This window comes from Gordonia jinhuaensis (genome assembly GCF_014639795.1).
Taxonomy (GTDB): Bacteria; Actinomycetota; Actinomycetes; order Mycobacteriales; family Mycobacteriaceae; genus Gordonia_B; species Gordonia_B jinhuaensis.
This window is the reverse complement of sequence record NZ_BMGC01000004.1, coordinates 184,406-199,891: the sequence shown is the minus strand read 5'-3', so window position 1 is coordinate 199,891 and position 15,486 is coordinate 184,406. Positions and strand designations below refer to the sequence as shown.

The 15,486-nt window shown below is 67.8% G+C and carries 18 protein-coding genes; 13 read left to right on the top strand and 5 right to left on the bottom strand.

All coding sequences use genetic code 11. The features are described from left to right. The first annotated feature begins 23 nt into the window (after positions 1–23). On the top strand, positions 24–536 hold the full coding sequence (locus IEW22_RS04830; protein WP_188585502.1) for a VOC family protein: 513 nt from the start codon (positions 24–26) through the stop codon (positions 534–536). 40 nt (positions 537–576) lie between these two features. Here IEW22_RS04830 and IEW22_RS04825 read toward each other — a convergent pair whose 3' ends face one another. Then, positions 577–1,686 carry an LLM class flavin-dependent oxidoreductase gene (locus IEW22_RS04825; RefSeq protein WP_188585453.1) on the bottom strand — a complete coding sequence of 370 codons (1,110 nt, stop codon included), beginning with the start codon at positions 1,684–1,686 and terminating at the stop codon, positions 577–579. Positions 1,687–1,931: 245 nt separating this feature from the next. Here IEW22_RS04825 and IEW22_RS04820 point away from each other — a divergent pair, with 245 nt between their 5' ends. Beyond that, positions 1,932–2,402 carry a DoxX family protein gene (locus tag IEW22_RS04820; RefSeq protein ID WP_188585501.1) on the top strand — a complete coding sequence of 157 codons (471 nt, stop codon included), beginning with the start codon at positions 1,932–1,934 and terminating at the stop codon, positions 2,400–2,402. A 55-nt stretch (positions 2,403–2,457) separates the two neighbouring features. Here IEW22_RS04820 and IEW22_RS04815 read toward each other — a convergent pair whose 3' ends face one another. Continuing rightward, positions 2,458–2,862, bottom strand: a complete 405-nt coding sequence (locus IEW22_RS04815; RefSeq protein WP_188585452.1) for a rhodanese-like domain-containing protein — start codon at positions 2,860–2,862, stop codon at positions 2,458–2,460. A 42-nt stretch (positions 2,863–2,904) separates the two neighbouring features. Then, complete coding sequence (locus IEW22_RS04810; protein WP_188585451.1) at positions 2,905–3,543, bottom strand: cysteine dioxygenase; 639 nt, start codon at positions 3,541–3,543, stop codon at positions 2,905–2,907. A gap of 382 nt (positions 3,544–3,925) precedes the next feature. Between IEW22_RS04810 and fdxA the strand changes: the two genes are divergently transcribed. Together fdxA and dapC are read left to right on the top strand one after the other, a co-directional pair. Continuing rightward, complete coding sequence (gene fdxA, locus IEW22_RS19995; protein WP_229742181.1) at positions 3,926–4,255, top strand: ferredoxin; 330 nt, start codon at positions 3,926–3,928, stop codon at positions 4,253–4,255. Continuing rightward, the gene (gene dapC, locus IEW22_RS04805; RefSeq protein ID WP_229742180.1) at positions 4,252–5,358 is read left to right on the top strand and encodes a succinyldiaminopimelate transaminase; all 1,107 of its coding nucleotides are present in this window, start codon (positions 4,252–4,254) and stop codon (positions 5,356–5,358) included. The genes fdxA and dapC overlap by 4 nt, the downstream gene beginning before the upstream one ends. Before the next feature lie 71 nt (positions 5,359–5,429). On the opposite strand, the gene dapD is transcribed toward dapC, so the two are convergent. Continuing rightward, the gene (dapD, locus tag IEW22_RS04800; RefSeq protein WP_188585449.1) at positions 5,430–6,392 is read right to left on the bottom strand and encodes a 2,3,4,5-tetrahydropyridine-2,6-dicarboxylate N-succinyltransferase; all 963 of its coding nucleotides are present in this window, start codon (positions 6,390–6,392) and stop codon (positions 5,430–5,432) included. An 11-nt stretch (positions 6,393–6,403) separates the two neighbouring features. After that, positions 6,404–6,820, bottom strand: coding sequence for a VOC family protein (locus tag IEW22_RS04795; protein WP_188585448.1), 417 nt, complete (start codon positions 6,818–6,820; stop codon positions 6,404–6,406). Between the two features lie 339 nt (positions 6,821–7,159). Between IEW22_RS04795 and IEW22_RS04790 the strand changes: the two genes are divergently transcribed. The 9 genes from IEW22_RS04790 to IEW22_RS04750 all read left to right on the top strand — a co-directional run bounded on the left by IEW22_RS04790 (position 7,160) and on the right by IEW22_RS04750 (position 15,484). Next, positions 7,160–8,074, top strand: coding sequence for an SMP-30/gluconolactonase/LRE family protein (locus IEW22_RS04790; RefSeq protein WP_229742179.1), 915 nt, complete (start codon positions 7,160–7,162; stop codon positions 8,072–8,074). 42 nt (positions 8,075–8,116) lie between these two features. Beyond that, positions 8,117–9,238 carry a succinyl-diaminopimelate desuccinylase gene (gene dapE / locus IEW22_RS04785; protein ID WP_188585447.1) on the top strand — a complete coding sequence of 374 codons (1,122 nt, stop codon included), beginning with the start codon at positions 8,117–8,119 and terminating at the stop codon, positions 9,236–9,238. A gap of 57 nt (positions 9,239–9,295) precedes the next feature. Continuing rightward, positions 9,296–10,177, top strand: a complete 882-nt coding sequence (locus IEW22_RS04780) for an LOG family protein (RefSeq protein WP_188585446.1) — start codon at positions 9,296–9,298, stop codon at positions 10,175–10,177. Beyond that, a complete protein-coding gene (locus IEW22_RS04775; RefSeq protein ID WP_188585445.1) occupies positions 10,174–10,710 on the top strand; it encodes an LOG family protein in 537 nt (178 codons plus the stop codon). Before IEW22_RS04780 ends, IEW22_RS04775 begins: the two co-directional genes overlap by 4 nt. Before the next feature lie 187 nt (positions 10,711–10,897). After that, complete coding sequence (locus IEW22_RS04770; protein ID WP_229742194.1) at positions 10,898–12,613, top strand: long-chain-acyl-CoA synthetase; 1,716 nt, start codon at positions 10,898–10,900, stop codon at positions 12,611–12,613. After that, complete coding sequence (folP, locus tag IEW22_RS04765) at positions 12,591–13,481, top strand: dihydropteroate synthase (protein ID WP_188585443.1); 891 nt, start codon at positions 12,591–12,593, stop codon at positions 13,479–13,481. The genes IEW22_RS04770 and folP overlap by 23 nt, the downstream gene beginning before the upstream one ends. After that, a complete protein-coding gene (locus tag IEW22_RS04760; protein WP_188585442.1) occupies positions 13,478–14,533 on the top strand; it encodes a glucosyl-3-phosphoglycerate synthase in 1,056 nt (351 codons plus the stop codon). The genes folP and IEW22_RS04760 overlap by 4 nt, the downstream gene beginning before the upstream one ends. An 81-nt stretch (positions 14,534–14,614) precedes the next feature. Next, positions 14,615–15,106, top strand: a complete 492-nt coding sequence (locus tag IEW22_RS04755; RefSeq protein WP_188585441.1) for a DivIVA domain-containing protein — start codon at positions 14,615–14,617, stop codon at positions 15,104–15,106. A 210-nt stretch (positions 15,107–15,316) separates the two neighbouring features. Beyond that, a complete protein-coding gene (locus IEW22_RS04750; protein ID WP_076479797.1) occupies positions 15,317–15,484 on the top strand; it encodes a DUF3117 domain-containing protein in 168 nt (55 codons plus the stop codon). Positions 15,485–15,486: the final 2 nt, after the last annotated feature.

Below are 15,486 nucleotides of genomic sequence, written 5' to 3'. Positions count from 1 at the left end.
TGACGCCCGATGTCCTTGAGTCCATGACGCCCGATGAGCCGGCGTCTGAGACGGCGGCCGACGGTCGATACACCACCGCCGGTGTTCCGCACGGGAGTACCAGTCTGACACCGTTTCTGGTCATCGACCAGGCACGACAGGCGATTCGCTTCTACGCCGACGTGTTCGGCGCGCGGGTTGTCGACGTGACCGAGATGGGCGGTGTCATCGCCCACGCGGTGCTCGACTTCGGTAACGGCCAGTTGCAGCTGGGCGAACCCAACCCGCAGTACGGACTCGTCGCGCCCCCGACGACCGGCGACGAGATCTGTTACTCCGTGGGCTTTTACTGCGCCGACGTCGACTCCGTGCTGGCCCGTGCCGAGGCGGCCGGAGCCACCGTCCGCGAGCCGGCAACGACTTTCGTCTCCGGGGACCGTTTCGCCAGTATCCGCGACCCGTTCGGTGTGCGGTGGTCGGTGATGACACGCGTCGAGGACATCTCCGAAGCCGAGAGCAACCGTCGGGTTGCCGAATGGGCCGCCTCGCTGTCCTGACGGGGACATGCGCATCTCCCCGTCACACGGCCCGCGACCCCTACTCCGACGTCACCGACAAGGACTGTCGCACCAGCGGGATCACCTCGGTGCCGAAGAGCTGCACGCAGTGGAGCAGATGTTCGTGGCCGAGATTGCCCATCGAGTACTTGAGGTCGAATCGGTCGAGGTCGAGGAGCTGCACCACGGAGGTGATCTTGGCCGCGACGGTCTGCGGCGAGCCGACGAACAGTGCGCCGTCGGGCCCCACCGCATGCTCGAACTCCGCCCGGGTGACCGGCCCCCAGCCGCGCTCCCGGCCGAGCTGGGTCATCTGCGCCTGCCAGAACGGGTAGAAGATGTTCTTGGCCTCCTCGTCGGTGTCGGCGACGAATCCGGGGGAGTGGACGGCCAAGGGCTGCAACGGCGTGCCGAACTGGGCGTATGCCCGCCGGTAGAGATCGGCCAGCGGGGCGAAGCGCGCCGGTGAACCCCCGATGATCGCCAGCATCATCGGCAGATCGAACCGGGCGGCGCGCACCACCGACTCGGGGCTGCCGCCCACACCCACCCAGGTGCGGATCCGTCGCCCCGACTCCGGTGCGGGATACACCCGCTGGTCGGTCAGCGGTGCGCGCTGCGTCCCGCTCCAGCTGACCGGCTCGTTGTGCAGCAGGCGTTCGAACAGCTCGAGCTTCTCGTCGAAGAGGATCTCGTAGTTCTCCAGTTCGTAGCCGAAGAGCGGGAAGGATTCGATGAACGACCCGCGGCCGACGATGATCTCGGCGCGACCACCCGACAGCCCGTCCAGCGTCGAAAAGCGTTCGTAGACGCGCACCGGGTCGTCACTGGAGAGCACCGTGACCGCCGAGCCGAGCCGGATGTTGTCGGTGACCGAGGCGATCGCCCCGAGTACCACCTCCGGGGCCGAGATCGCGAAGTCGGCGCGGTGATGTTCCTCGACGCCGAAGAACCCGACACCCGCCGCGTCGGCGGCTTGCGCCTCGGCCACCACGTTGCGCAGCACCTGCGCCGCCGGGAGCGGATGTCCGTCGGCGTCGCGAGTGATGTCACCGAATGTGTGCAGTCCGAAATCGATCGTGTCGGAGCCGGGCCGAGCACCGGTGTCCGGGGTGTCCGAAGGGTTCGATGCGCCCGAATCTGTTGGCACGTCAGCACTCCTGTCGTCTGGTCACGCCGGTCGCGACCGTCGATGGCTGTCGTCTGCAGGTTACCTTCGGCCCGGCGCGGCGGCGGAAGCCCGACCGTTTCACCGTGCGGGGCGTATCAAGGAGGGGAGCTGCCGAGGAGATGACGACCTCGCGGCACAGGCGAACACACGATGGCATGACGAGTACACGATGAGGCGGACTGATGACCGAGATCGCGACCACTGGCACCCGGGGTATGTCGAACATGGATCCGGCGGCGAGGACCGACGGCAGCGATGAGACAAGCAGCGATGAGAAGAGTTGTATCCCACCGACCACTGCGCCCCGCACCATCGCGCGCCTGGCGCTGGCCGCGGCGATGGTCTTCGCCGGGCTGAGTCATCTGTTCTGGGCGCGCAACGATTTTCGCGCCCAGGTGCCCACCTCGCTGACCGAGTCGCTCCCGATCGACGAGGACGGCGTGGTGATGGCATCGGGTGGCGTCGAGATTGCGCTCGGAGCCGGTCTGGCACTGTTGCGGCGCGACCGGGTGACGGTGGGGCGCCTGCTGGCGCTGTTCTTTGTGGCCGTCTTCCCCGGCAACATCGCGCAGTACGTCAACAGGCGAAGCGCATTCACTCTCGACACCGACCGGAAACGCTTCGTGCGCTTGCTGTTCCAGCCCCTCCTCGTGGCGTGGGCGCCGTGGTCGACGGCGGTCCCCAGAAAGAAGTGACCCCTACGACGAAGCAGGCACGGGTCGAGAAACAGGCACAGGCGACGGAATGCGGTCAGCGTGTTCGCCAGTGCTCGGCGAGCGCCTGATATCCGCCGATCAGATCGGTGGCCCGGTGCAGCCCGATGCCCTGTAGTTCGGCAGCGGCCAGGCTCGAGGCGTACCCCTGTGAACACAGGATGATCCACCGGATGTCGTGATCGTCGGCGAGGTCGATGCGGGCGTCGCTGGTGGGGTCGAGCCGCCACTCGAGCACGTTGCGGTCGATGACGAGGGTGCCGTCGGGTGCGGGCCCTTCGCCGTCACGCTGGGCCTGCGGGCGGATGTCCACGAGGACAGCGCCCTCGGCGAGTTCGCGGTCGAGATCGGCCGGCGCCACACGGTCGAGCCCCACCCTGGCCTCGCGTAGCCGTTGGTCGATCGCCGAGTGCGGTGTGTCCACGGATGTGTGGGTGCTCATCTGCTCCCTCGCTTTCCTTGCGCTCTCCCGAGTATGGCGCGCTCACTCGGGTTGATCGGTGAGTTCGGTGCGGGTGCGTCGGAGTGTGTGGGGTCCGTTCAGCTCGTAGTAGGACATCGCCGTCAGCGGCGGGGAGTAGGCGTGCACGCTGAGCGTGGGCGCCGGCGCGGCCGGAGTCACCGGGGAGGCCATCACGTCGTGGACCCAGCCGAGCGGGAAGGAGGCCTGGTCGCCCTCGTGGAGTTCGCGCGACCGCAGTGCGCTTCCCGTCCAGCGGTATTCGATCAGAGATCCCGACAGGACGGTCAGCGAGCCGATCGATCCGGCGTGGTCGTGCAGCTCGGTGCGTCGATCCGGTGTCCAGCTGATCAGCCAGACGTCGAACTCGTCGTCGCTGTACAGGCGAGTCGACCACCGGTCGATCGGATCCCAGGTCTCGGGCAGCAGGTGGTCGTGGCGTCCGTCGATCACCTCGGCGGCGCCCTGATCGGTCAGCCGCAGCAGGTCGGCGGGCCGCAGCCGGGTGGGTGTCGACCGCGCGAGCAGGTCCTCACCCGCGCCGGGTCGGATCGGCGAACGGGCGGCACGGGCCGACGAGAAGCGGCCCGACGAGTTGATGGTGGAGGAGTTGCGGGTGGAATAGGTGCGAGAAGTGCGTGCGGTGGGCACAACGTTGGTCATACGAAGTTCCTTCGTGGTGGTCGAGGAACGCGGCGGTATGTGATGCCGGGTCCTCGCGACGGGGGTCTCTCCCGAGGCGGTCGGTTGCCTCCAGAGGTGGTTGTCATCGGCAGGCGGACAGAACACACCTGCGACACGAGAGCTTCGACATCCCGAATGTGCGCACGTTTCGAGGATGCGCCTCGGTGCGTGAGGTGGCCACGGTTGCGCCCATGCTGATCGCAAGACGCGATGCCGGGCGCGCAGCGACCGCGTGATAATCGCACCCCCGCTTTGACTGGAGTTTGCGGAGCCGGATACTGGAATCGAGCGAAGCAGGCATCCACCGGTGGACGCCTGCTGGTGAGCGCGTGCAGCCCACGCGTGATCAGTTAAGGAGAGTGTGTTGACGTACATCATCGCCGAGCCGTGTGTCGACGTCCTGGACAAGGCGTGTGTGGAGGAGTGCCCGGTCGATTGCATCTATGAGGGCGGACGCATGCTCTACATCCAGCCCGACGAATGCGTGGACTGCGGCGCCTGCGAGCCGGTGTGCCCCGTGGAGGCGATCTTCTACGAAGACGACGTCCCCGACGAATGGGAACCCTACGTCAACGCCAACGCCGACTTCTTCGACGACCTCGGGTCGCCCGGCGGTGCGAGCAAGGTGGGCAAGACCGATTCGGACCCCGCGTTCATCAAGGGGCTGCCCCCGATGAACGAGGGCGAGTGAACTCGTCTCGAACACCTCTCGGGTCGCGGCTGCCCGACTTCCCGTGGGATTCGCTGGCGCAGGCGAAGACCCGCGCCGCAGCGCATCCGGGTGGCATCGTCGACCTGTCGGTAGGTACTCCTGTCGATCCCGTCGACGGCGTCATCCGGGCCGCTCTCGACGCCTCGTCGGAGTTCCCCGGTTACCCGGCGACCATCGGGACCCCCGAGCTGAGGCGTGCGGCGTCGGCGGCCCTGAGCAGGCGATACGGCACGGTCGAGCTGGGGCTCGACTCCGTGCTGCCGGTGATCGGCACCAAGGAGGCGATTGCGTCGATCACCTCGTTCCTGGGGTTCGGTTCCGGCGATCTGGTGGTGATCCCCGAGGTGGCTTATCCCACCTACGAGGTCAGCGCGCTGCTCGGCGGCGCGAAGGTGATCCGCGCCGATTCGCTGGTCGCGCTGGGCCCGCAGACGCCGGGCATCATGTTCCTCAACTCACCCGGCAACCCCACCGGCCGCGTACTGGGCATCGACCACCTGCGCAAGGTGGTGGGATGGGCCCGCGAGCGCGGGGTCATCGTGATCTCCGACGAGTGCTACCTCGGTCTGACGTGGGAGGGCGAGGCGTATTCGATCCTCGACCCTCGGGTCAACGACGGAGATCTGACCGGCCTGATCGCCGTGCACTCACTGTCGAAGGTGTCCAATCTTGCGTCCTACCGTGCGGGATTCCTGGCCGGTGATCCGGCGCTGATCGGTGAACTGCTCGAGGTCCGCAAACATGCGGGGCTCATCGTGCCGTACCCGGTTCAGGGAGCGATGGTCGCCGCACTCGACGACGACACCCATGTCGAGGCCCAACGCGAGCGTTACCGGGCCCGGCGAGTGGTGCTGCGCACCGCACTGACCCACGCCGGGTTCACGATCGACCACTCCGAGGCGGGCCTCTACCTGTGGGCCACCCGCGGCGAGAACTGCCGCGCGACCGTGGACTGGTTGTCGGACAAGGGAATCCTGGTGGCGCCGGGCGACTTCTACGGACCGCTCGGGGTGGAACACGTGCGGTTCGCGCTCACCGCCACCGACGAGCGGATCGCGGCCGCGGCCGCACGCCTGGCCTGATCCCCGGACCCGCAACCGGCGTCGCGCGGGCGGGCCCGGGGCAGTGCCCGAAGGTCAGTTGGGCCCGAAGGTCAGTTGGCGTGCAACTGGTCGTTGAGTTCGACGCCGACCGTCTTGCGCTGCACCACTTCCACCGCTCCGTTGGTCGAGTTGCGCCGGAACAGCATGCTCGAGGTGCCCGAGAGATCGAGCGCCTTGACCGTCGAGCCGTCGGGCATCTTCACCTTGGTGCCCGCCGTGATGTAGAGGCCCGCCTCGATGATGCAGTCGTCGCCGAGTGAGATGCCGCATCCGGAGTTGGCGCCCAGCAGGCATCGCTTGCCCAGCGAGATCGTCTCCTTGCCGCCGCCCGAGAGCGTGCCCATGATCGACGCGCCGCCGCCGACATCCGAACCGTCGCCGACGACGACGCCTGCGGACACGCGGCCCTCGATCATCGACTGGCCGAGTGTGCCGGCGTTGAAGTTCACGAATCCCTCGTGCATGACGGTGGTCCCGTCGGCGAGGTGCGCGCCCAGGCGCACCCGGTCGGCGTCACCGATGCGCACACCCGAGGGGACCACGTAGTCGACCATCCGCGGGAACTTGTCCACGCCGTAGACGGTGACCGTGCCGCGACGGCGCAGCCGGGCGCGCACCGTCTCGAATCCCTCGATCTGACACGGGCCGAAGTTGGTCCAGGCGACGTTGGCGAGCAGGCCGAACACGCCGTCGAGGTTGAGGTCATGTGGCTTGATCAACCGATGCGAGAGCAGATGCAGACGCAGGTACACGTCGTGGGTGTCGATCGGCGGGCTCGACAGGTCGCCGATCACGGTGCGCACGACTACGACGTTCACGTCGCGGTCGGCGTCGGTGCCGACCGACTCGCGCAGTTCGGCGGGAATGTCGTCCCCTTCCAGGACGGTAGTCCCGGCGTTGTCATTGCGGACCACCAATTCCGGTGCGGGATACCAGGTGTCGAGTACCTGTCCCTTGGTGGTGATGGTGGCCAGTCCGATGGCGGATGCGCCCGAGGTCGCTACGTCAGTCACGCCGTCGAAGTTTACCGGCCGCCCGGGGTCGGCAGGAGCGGTGCGTAGAAGTCGACGGGGGCACCGTCGGGATCGAGTACGGCCGCATAGTGCTGACCCCAGAACGCGTCGAACGGTTCGTGATGGCTGCGGTATCCCAGCGCGATCAGCCGGGCGTGGGCGGCATCGACGTCGGCGGGTGTGTCGCAGGCGAAGGCGAGGGTGAACCGGTGACCGCCCGCCGGCGCCGACCAGCCAGGGTCGAAACTGCGGACCGTGTCGATGGTGTCGAACATCAGCCGGAAACCGTCGGCGACGGGCACGTCGACATGCGGGTGATCGTCGACGTCGTCGGGGATCGCCAGACCGCAGGCGCGGTAGAACGCCAGTGACGCGGCCATGTCGGACACCACGATCGACGAGCCGTCGAGACGGGGAAGTGCGGTCATGGGGCCACGCTAGGACGTCGAGCCCGTGTGGTGGTGCGCATTCGGACATTCACGCATTCGGGCCGATCGGTTTGGTGAGGTCGTTAGACTCGGGCGCTGCGGGACCAGAAGCGTGGCGGGACCACAAGCGTGGCGGACTGAAGACCACTCGGTGCGTGCATCATTCCCGGCGGTAGCCGGACACGGAAAAGTCGAGCAGCCATGATCACCCTGCGCTCACAGTATCACCCGTCACGGCATGTGCCCTCGAGTCGCAGTCGTGTCACTGGGCCCCGTCGTGTCATAAGCCGCCGTCATGTCACCGGTCGCTGTCGTCGCCTGTTCGCACCCTTGGTCTGTGTGGTCCTGGGCTCGGCGGCTATCACCCTGGCCCCCAGTGCCTCGGCTGCGCCGGGATCGGCCACGGCGCGAGTGTGCGCCGGTGCCGGACAGGCCCCGGTTCTCGTCGGGCGGGTGCCGGGCGCGATCCTCGAAGGAGCTGTCGCCGATCCGTCCGGTCGGCTCTACGTCACCGATCTGGTGTCGGGCCGGCTCTTCCGGTTCGATCGCCCCGGAGCACCGGCGATCGCGGTGGCCACGGTGCCCTCCGGGGGCGGTGGTGCGTTGGCCTGGGCCAAGGACGGTCAGTTGCTGGTCGGCTACGGCGCCGACCCGCGCGTGTTCGTCGGCGACACCGTGCGCGCAGCCGGAATCGCCCGCTTCGACCCGGCGACCGGTCGCCTCACACCGTGGGTGTCGGGTCTGTCGGCCGCCGATGGGCTGGCGGTGGCCCGATCCGGAGATGTCTACGCCACCAACGACTTCGGGTCGCTGGTGGGTAAGATCTCGCCGACCGGCGCGGTCAATCCGTCGTGGGCGTCGATCCCCAGCGCCAACGGTGCCGCCCTCACCTCCGACGACGACTGGCTCTACGTCTCACGGACCTTCGCCGATCCCGGTGTCAGCCGGATCTCCACCGCGAATCCGCTCGTGCAACAGAAGATCGTGTCGTTCCGCGGTGTCGGGGTGCTCGCCGCCGCCGACGGACTGACCCTCGACTCCCATGACCGTCCGATCGTGCCGACCGACGTCAGTGGGGAGATCCTGCGCGTCGACGGCCCCGGGCAGTTCTGCGCGCTGGCGACCGGGCTGCCGCTGTCGAGTGTGGTGACCTACGGACGTGGAGACTCCGGTTTCGCCGCCGGGCGGCTCTACCGCGCCGGATTCGATGGTGCGGTCTACGAGATCCCCGGCGGCCGAGACGCGCGGCGGTAATGGTCTCGGCGGTAGTAGTCGCGGCGGTAATACCCTCAGGGGGTGACCGACCTCGATCTGCGATCCGATCCCGCCGACCTCACCGCCGCGCTCGTCGACATCGCCAGCGTCTCGCGTGACGAGACCGCCATCGCCGACGCGGTGGAGACGGCGCTGCGCAACCAGACCGACGGATTCGAGATCGTGCGCACCGGTAATCGCGTTCTGGCGAGGACCCAGCTCGGACGCGACTCGCGAGTCATCCTCGCCGGCCATCTCGACACCGTGCCGATCGCCGACAATGTGCCGTGTCGGCGTGAGGGCGCCGGCGACGACGAGATCATCCACGGCTGCGGCACCGTCGACATGAAGTCCGGTGACGCGGTGTTCCTGCATCTGGCCGCGACGATGACCTACCCCGACATCTCCGACACCGACCTCGCGCACGACCTGACCCTCATCTTCTACGACTGTGAGGAGATCGAGGCGCGCTACAACGGTCTGGGCATCCTCGCCGAGGAGATGCCCGACTGGCTCACCGCCGATGTCGCGATCCTCGGCGAGCCGACCGGAGGGATCATCGAGGCGGGCTGTCAGGGCACTTTGCGGGTCCGGTTGACCGCGTCGGGGGTCCGGGCACACTCGGCCCGATCATGGCTGGGCGACAACGCGATCCACAAGCTCGCCGGACCGCTGTCGGTGCTGGCCGACTATTCGCCGCGGCGCGTGGTGATCGATGGTTGCGAATACCGCGAGGGTCTGTCGGCGGTGCGCATCGACGGTGGGGTGGCCGGCAATGTGGTCCCCGACGAGGCCTTCGTCGACGTCAACTTCCGGTTCGCCCCCGACCGTGATGTCGACGCGGCGACCGCGCATGTGCGTGAGCTGTTCGCACCGTTCATCGACGCCGGCGAGGTGACCTTCACGCGCACCGATGCCGCACCCGGCGCATTACCCGGCCTGGCGCACCCGGCCGCGGCAGAACTGGTCGCCGCCGCCGACGGGCGTTTCCGCGCGAAATACGGCTGGACCGATGTGTCGAGGTTCGCCGCACGCGGTGTGCCCGCGGTCAACCTCGGCCCCGGCGACCCGAACCTGGCGCACAAACGCGACGAGCGCGTCGAGTCGGCCCAGATCCGCGAGGTCGCCGATCTGTTGCGTCGTTACCTGTCGGTGGAGGTGTGAGGCGGCTCGTGGACGCGTGCGGGTCGTCGGTGCCGGGGGATTGCTAGCGTTTCGATCATGTCCTCCACACCACCTGGGCCCGACGGGCCCGACCCGATCGATCCGGCCGCCGAGTCCGGTGGCCAGAGCCCTGCGGGGTCGCGCGGGTCTGGGCAGACCGGATCCGGGCAGAACGGATCTGGGAGCGAGTCGGTCCGCTACGTCGGAGCGACCCGACTGCGCGGTGACGCAGACGCCTCCGCCGAGCTGACCACCGACCGTCGGTTCCTCGACGCGACCGATCTCAGCGACGCCGAACGCAAGGCCAACCGGCGCGCCCGCGACCCGTGGCGGGTGCTGCGCATCCAGTCGGAGTTCGTCGCCGGATTCGACGCACTGACCGATGTCTCACATGCGGTCACCGTGTTCGGATCGGCCCGCACCGACGTCGACAGCGCCGAATACGACCTCGGTGTCCGCGTCGGCGCGGCGCTCGCGGGTATCGGTCGCGCCGTCATCACCGGCGGCGGACCCGGACTGATGGAGGCCGCCAACCGAGGCGCCTGCGAGGCCGGCGGGGTGTCGATCGGGCTGGGTATCGAGCTGCCGTTCGAGCAGACCCTCAACGAGTGGGTGACCCTCGGGATCAACTTCCGCTACTTCTTCGTCCGCAAGACGATGTTCGTCAAGTACTCGCAGGCCTTCGTTTGTCTACCAGGCGGATTCGGATCACTCGATGAACTCTTCGAATGCCTGACGCTGGTGCAGACCCGCAAGATCACCCGGTTCCCGATCGTGCTGATGGGTGTCGACTACTGGTCGGGACTGCTGGACTGGATGCGCGACCGGTTGGTGGGCACCGGCAAGATCGCGCCGAGTGACCTCGACCTCATCAGCGTCACCGACTCGGTGGAGGAGATGGTCGAGATCATCACCGCACACGGACCCGTGGCGCTGTGACCGCCATCTGCGTGTACTGCGCCTCGGGTCCGGTGCCCCGGCATCACCTCGAGCTCGCCACCGAACTCGGCACCGAGATCGGCTCCCGCGGACACACCCTCGTCTCCGGCGGGGGCAATGTGTCGTCGATGGGGGCGGTGGCCCGCGCAACCCGCGCCGCGGGCGGGCACACCATCGGCGTGATCCCCAAGGCCCTCGTACACCGCGAGATGGCCGACGTCGACGCCGACGAGCTGGTGGTCACCGACACCATGCGTGAACGCAAGAAGATCATGGACGAGCGCGCCGACGCCTTCATCGCGCTGCCCGGTGGCATCGGCACCCTCGAGGAGCTGTTCGAGACGTGGACGGGGCGCTACCTCGGCATGCACGACAAGCCGGTGATGCTGCTCGACCCCGACGGATTCTTCACGCCGCTGAGCGACTGGCTCCGATCGCTGGTCCCCAGCGGTTTCGTGCGCACCGAGTCGCTGGCGGCGCTGGAAACTTACTCGTCGGTAGGTAGTGCAGTCGATCGAGCCGAGAAAGGGTAATCTGGGCCACACTCGGGATACGCCCGACGTCGCGGGCGGCCTGGCCGTCCCGGGCGCCGGTCAACCCGGCGAACTGTCCAGGACAAGCAACGACGCTGAACGTGGGGGACTGTAGGTGGGGCGAAACGACGGAAAAGACGCAGCGGCGACGGTGAGCCTGCTCGATCTGGCCAAGGGCGTGGTCACCATGCGTCCCGACGCCACGGTGATGCTCGGTAACGCTGCCGGTCTGTTGTTGCGGCGGCCCTCGGCCACCGACTCCATCGGCAAGATCTTCCAGAAGCACGCCGCGGCCCATCCCGACCGGCCCGCGCTGCGGTTCGAGGGCAAGTCCTACAGCTACGGCGAGGTCAACCGCGCGGTCAACCGCCACGCGGCCCTGCTGCAGCGCGAGGGCGTGGGGGTCGGGGACGTGGTGGCGATCCTGTCGACCAACCGTCCCGAGGCGGTGCTCGCGATGCTCGCTGCGGTGAAGATCGGCGCGGTCGCGGGGATGCTCAACTACAACCAGCGTCATCAGGTCCTCGAACACTCGCTCGGCGTGCTCGACGCCAAGGTGATGATCGCCGATCCCACGGTGGCCGACGCCCTCGAGACGGTGAGCGCCCAGGCCATTCCGTCGAAGGTCTACACCTTCGACGAACTCGACGCGGCCTCGGCGCGCTGCACCGAGGACAACCCTGCGGTGACCGCGACGCTGCCGGCCAAAACCAAGGCGTTCTACATCTTCACCTCCGGCACGACCGGGATGCCCAAGGCCAGCATCATGAGCCATTACCGCTGGATGATGAGCATGTCGGGGATCGGTGGCATGGGTGTGCGACTGCACCACAACGACACCATGTACGTGCCGCTGCCGCTCTATCACAACAACGCGCTCACGGTCGCCCTCTCGTCGGTGCTCGCCTCCGGCGCCTGTCTGGCCATCGGCAAGAAGTTCTCGGCGAGCCGGTTCTGGGACGACGTGATCCTCAACCGCGCCACCGCCTTTTGTTACATCGGCGAGCTGTGCCGCTACCTGCTCGCCCAGCCGCCCAAGCCGACCGACCGCACGCATTCGGTGCGCCTGGTGGTGGGCAACGGCATGCGCCCGGACATGTGGGACGAGTTCACCCACCGCTTCGGCGTCAAGCGCATCGTCGAGTTCTACGGCGCCAGTGAGCTCAATCTCGCATTCATCAATGTGTTCAGCGTCGATCGCACCGCCGGATTCACCCCGTACAAGTACAAGGTCGTCGCCTACACCGAGGACGGCGAGCCCAAGCGCGACGCGCAGGGTCGGCTGACGCCGGTGGGCCGGGGTAAGACGGGGCTGCTGATCTCGGAGATCTCCGACAAGGTGCCCTTCGACGGGTACACCGACGCCGATGCGAGCGAGAGGAAGATCATCCGCGACGCCTTCGCCGACGGCGACGCCTGGTTCAACTCCGGCGACCTCGTGCGCGACCAGGGCCACCACCACATCGCCTTCGTCGACCGGCTCGGCGACACCTTCCGCTGGAAGGGCGAGAACGTGGCGACCACCGAGATCGAATCGGCACTCGACGCATCCGACCAGGTACAGCAGTCGGTGGTGTTCGGCGTGGAGATCCCCGGCACCGACGGCAAGGCCGGGATGGCGGCGGTGACCGTGCGCGACGACGGCGGGTTCGACCCCTCGACGCTGGCCGAGGAACTCTACGAGTCACTTCCGGGGTATGCCGTTCCGCTGTTCATCCGCGTGGTCGACGAGCTCGAACAGACCTCCACCTTCAAGACCCGCAAGGTCGAGTTGCGCGAACAGGGCTACACCAAGACCGGCGACGACCCGCTCTACGTGCTGTCGGGACGTCGTGATGGTTACGTGGAGTTCTATGAGGGGTATGTCGAAGACGTCGCGAATGCACGAGCGCCCCGGGGCTGATCAACCCTCGCCGGTCTTCTGCGGCCGACCGGTGACCACCGAGCGTGCCCTGGTGATGGCGATCGTCAACCGCACCCCCGATTCCTTCTTCGACCGCGGTGCGACATTCACCGATCAGGCGGCACTGGATCGGGTCGCGCAGGTGGTCGACGAGGGTGCCGACATCGTCGACATCGGCGGGGTCAAGGCAGGCCCCGGGGATGTGGTGACCGTCGACGACGAGAAGCGGCGTGTGGTCGGGTTCATCGCCCAGGTCCGGCAGCGCTACCCCGACCTGATCATCAGCGTCGACACCTGGCGTGCGGATGTGGCGCGTGAGGCGGTGGCGGCCGGCGCCGACCTGGTCAACGACACGTGGGCCGGTGCCGATCCCGACCTCGTGTCCGTGACGGCGGAGGTCGGCGCGGGCATCGTCTGCTCACACACCGGCGGCGTGACACCCCGTACCCGACCGCATCGGGTGCGCTACACCGACGTCGTGGAGCAGGTGAGTGCCGAACTGGTCGCCGCGGCCGAGAACGCCGCGGCAGCCGGTATCGATAGGACGTCGATCGTGATCGATCCGACACACGACTTCGGCAAAAACACCTTTCACGGACTGGCGCTGTTACGTGGGGTGAACGTTTTGGTTAAAACGGGCTGGCCGGTCCTGATGGCGCTGAGCAACAAGGATTTCGTGGGGGAGACTCTAGGGGTAAGCCTGGAAGCCCGGTTGGAGGGAACCCTGGCCGCCACCGCACTCGCAGCGTCGCAGGGCGCTCGGGTGTTCCGCGTCCATGACGTTGCCGCCACCCGACGGGTGCTCGACATGGTTGCCGCCATCGCGGGAACCATGGCACCCGCCCGAACAGTGAGGGGACTCGCATGACCGGCGAACCCAACCGCACCATCACCGGCGCCTCGTCGCGGGGAGTCAACTCCGCGAGTACCACTGCGCGACACTCGTCGACCCTGTGGCCGGCACCGGCCGCAGATTTCGGTGACGAACAGATCTGGTCGGCGACCCACACCTGGGAACGCCCCACGTGGACCATCGACGAACTCATCCTCGCCAAGGGCGATCGCACCGTCTCGGTGGTGCTGCCCGCGCTCAATGAGGAGGAGACCGTCGCCGATGTGATCGCCTCGATCCGTCCGCTGCTGGGGACTCTGGTCGACGAGCTGGTGGTCCTGGACTCCGGTTCGACCGATGCCACCGCCGAGCGTGCGCGCGCGGCCGGGGCGCAGGTCGTCTCCCGCGAACAGGCCGTGCCCGAACTCGAGCCCGTGCGCGGCAAAGGCGAGGTGCTGTGGCGCTCGATCGCGGCGACCACCGGCGACCTCATCGCCTTCGTGGACTCCGACCTCATCGATCCCGATCCGATGTTCGTGCCGAAACTGCTTGGCCCGCTGCTGATCAATCCCGAGATCCAGCTGGTCAAGGGGTATTACCGCCGTCCGCTGCTCACCGGCGGCAGCCACGATCACAACGGCGGTGGTCGCGTGACCGAACTGGTCGCCCGACCGCTGCTCGCATCGCTGAAGCCCGAGCTGAGTTCGGTGCTGCAGCCGCTCGGCGGCGAGTACGCGGGCACCCGTGAACTGCTCTCGGCGGTGCCCTTCGCGCCCGGCTACGGCGTGGAGATCGGACTTTTGGTCGACACCTACGACCGGTACGGACTGTCGGGGATCGGCCAGGTCAACCTCGGCGTGCGCACCCACCGCAACCGGCCGCTGATCGAGCTGGGCGTGATGAGCAGGCAGATCGTGGGGACGCTGATGCGTCGCTGCGGTATCGACGACTCGGGCGTGGGGCTGACCCAGTTCTTCGCCGAGCAGGACGGCAGCTTCACCCCGCAGACCACCGATGTCTACCTGGTGGATCGCCCGGCGATGAACACCCTGCGGCCCGGCGAGATCGAGGACGTCCGCGCCTCCTGAGGCCGCATCAGCTGATGCCGGGTCGCCGACGGGTGGCCCGGCATCGGCATGTCCACGCCGCGCTCTGGGATAGTGGGAGTCGTGCAAACCCTGCTCGTCTATCTGCTGGTCGCTGCCCTGGTGATGATCGTCGTGTTCGCCGTGGCGTGGTTCGTCTTCGGCCGTGGCGAGGATCTCCCCGCACTGCAGCGCGCGACGACGCTGACCCGCCTTCCGCGCACGGGTATCGACGGCAACGACGTGCGCGCACTGCGCTTCGCCCAGACCCTGCGGGGGTACAAGCAGTCCGAGGTCGACTGGGCGCTGGAGAAGCTGGCCCGCGAGATCGACGAGTTGCGTGACATCGTGGTCACCCTCCAGGGTCGTGATGCGATGGACTTCTCGCCCGGCGCCGGCAGGGGTTTCGACCTCGACGCCGATGCGCACACCGACGACAGCGCGCACACCGATGACACCGGGCACACCGATGACAGCGCGCACACCGATGACAGCGGTGCTGCCGACAGTCGTACCGATGGCGGGGATGAGGACGCTGCCGTCTGCGACGAGAAGGGAATCGGTCGCACTCGCTGACCTGGGCGCACCCGGGCCCGGGCGGGCCCGCCGGTCGCCGGTGGTGAGCTCACAGGGCGGCGACCGGGTGTCGGTGACCGCATCGCGATGGCGGTGTCCGTAAGATGGACAGGACAGGTCTGGCGGGACAGCACGTCCGGCTGCCGAACACCTACACGATCAGACTTCGCGGCTGCCTCGGCAGTCGAGGGTCTGGAGGGAGCAGAAGACATGGCGGCGATGAAGCCACGCACTGGTGATGGTCCGCTCGAGGCAGCCAAGGAAGGCCGGGGCATCGTCGTACGGATCCCCATCGAGGGCGGTGGCAGGCTGGTCGTCGAGCTGAGCGCCGACGAGGCCGCGGCGCTCGGTGAGGAACTCCGCGGGGTCACCGGCTGACC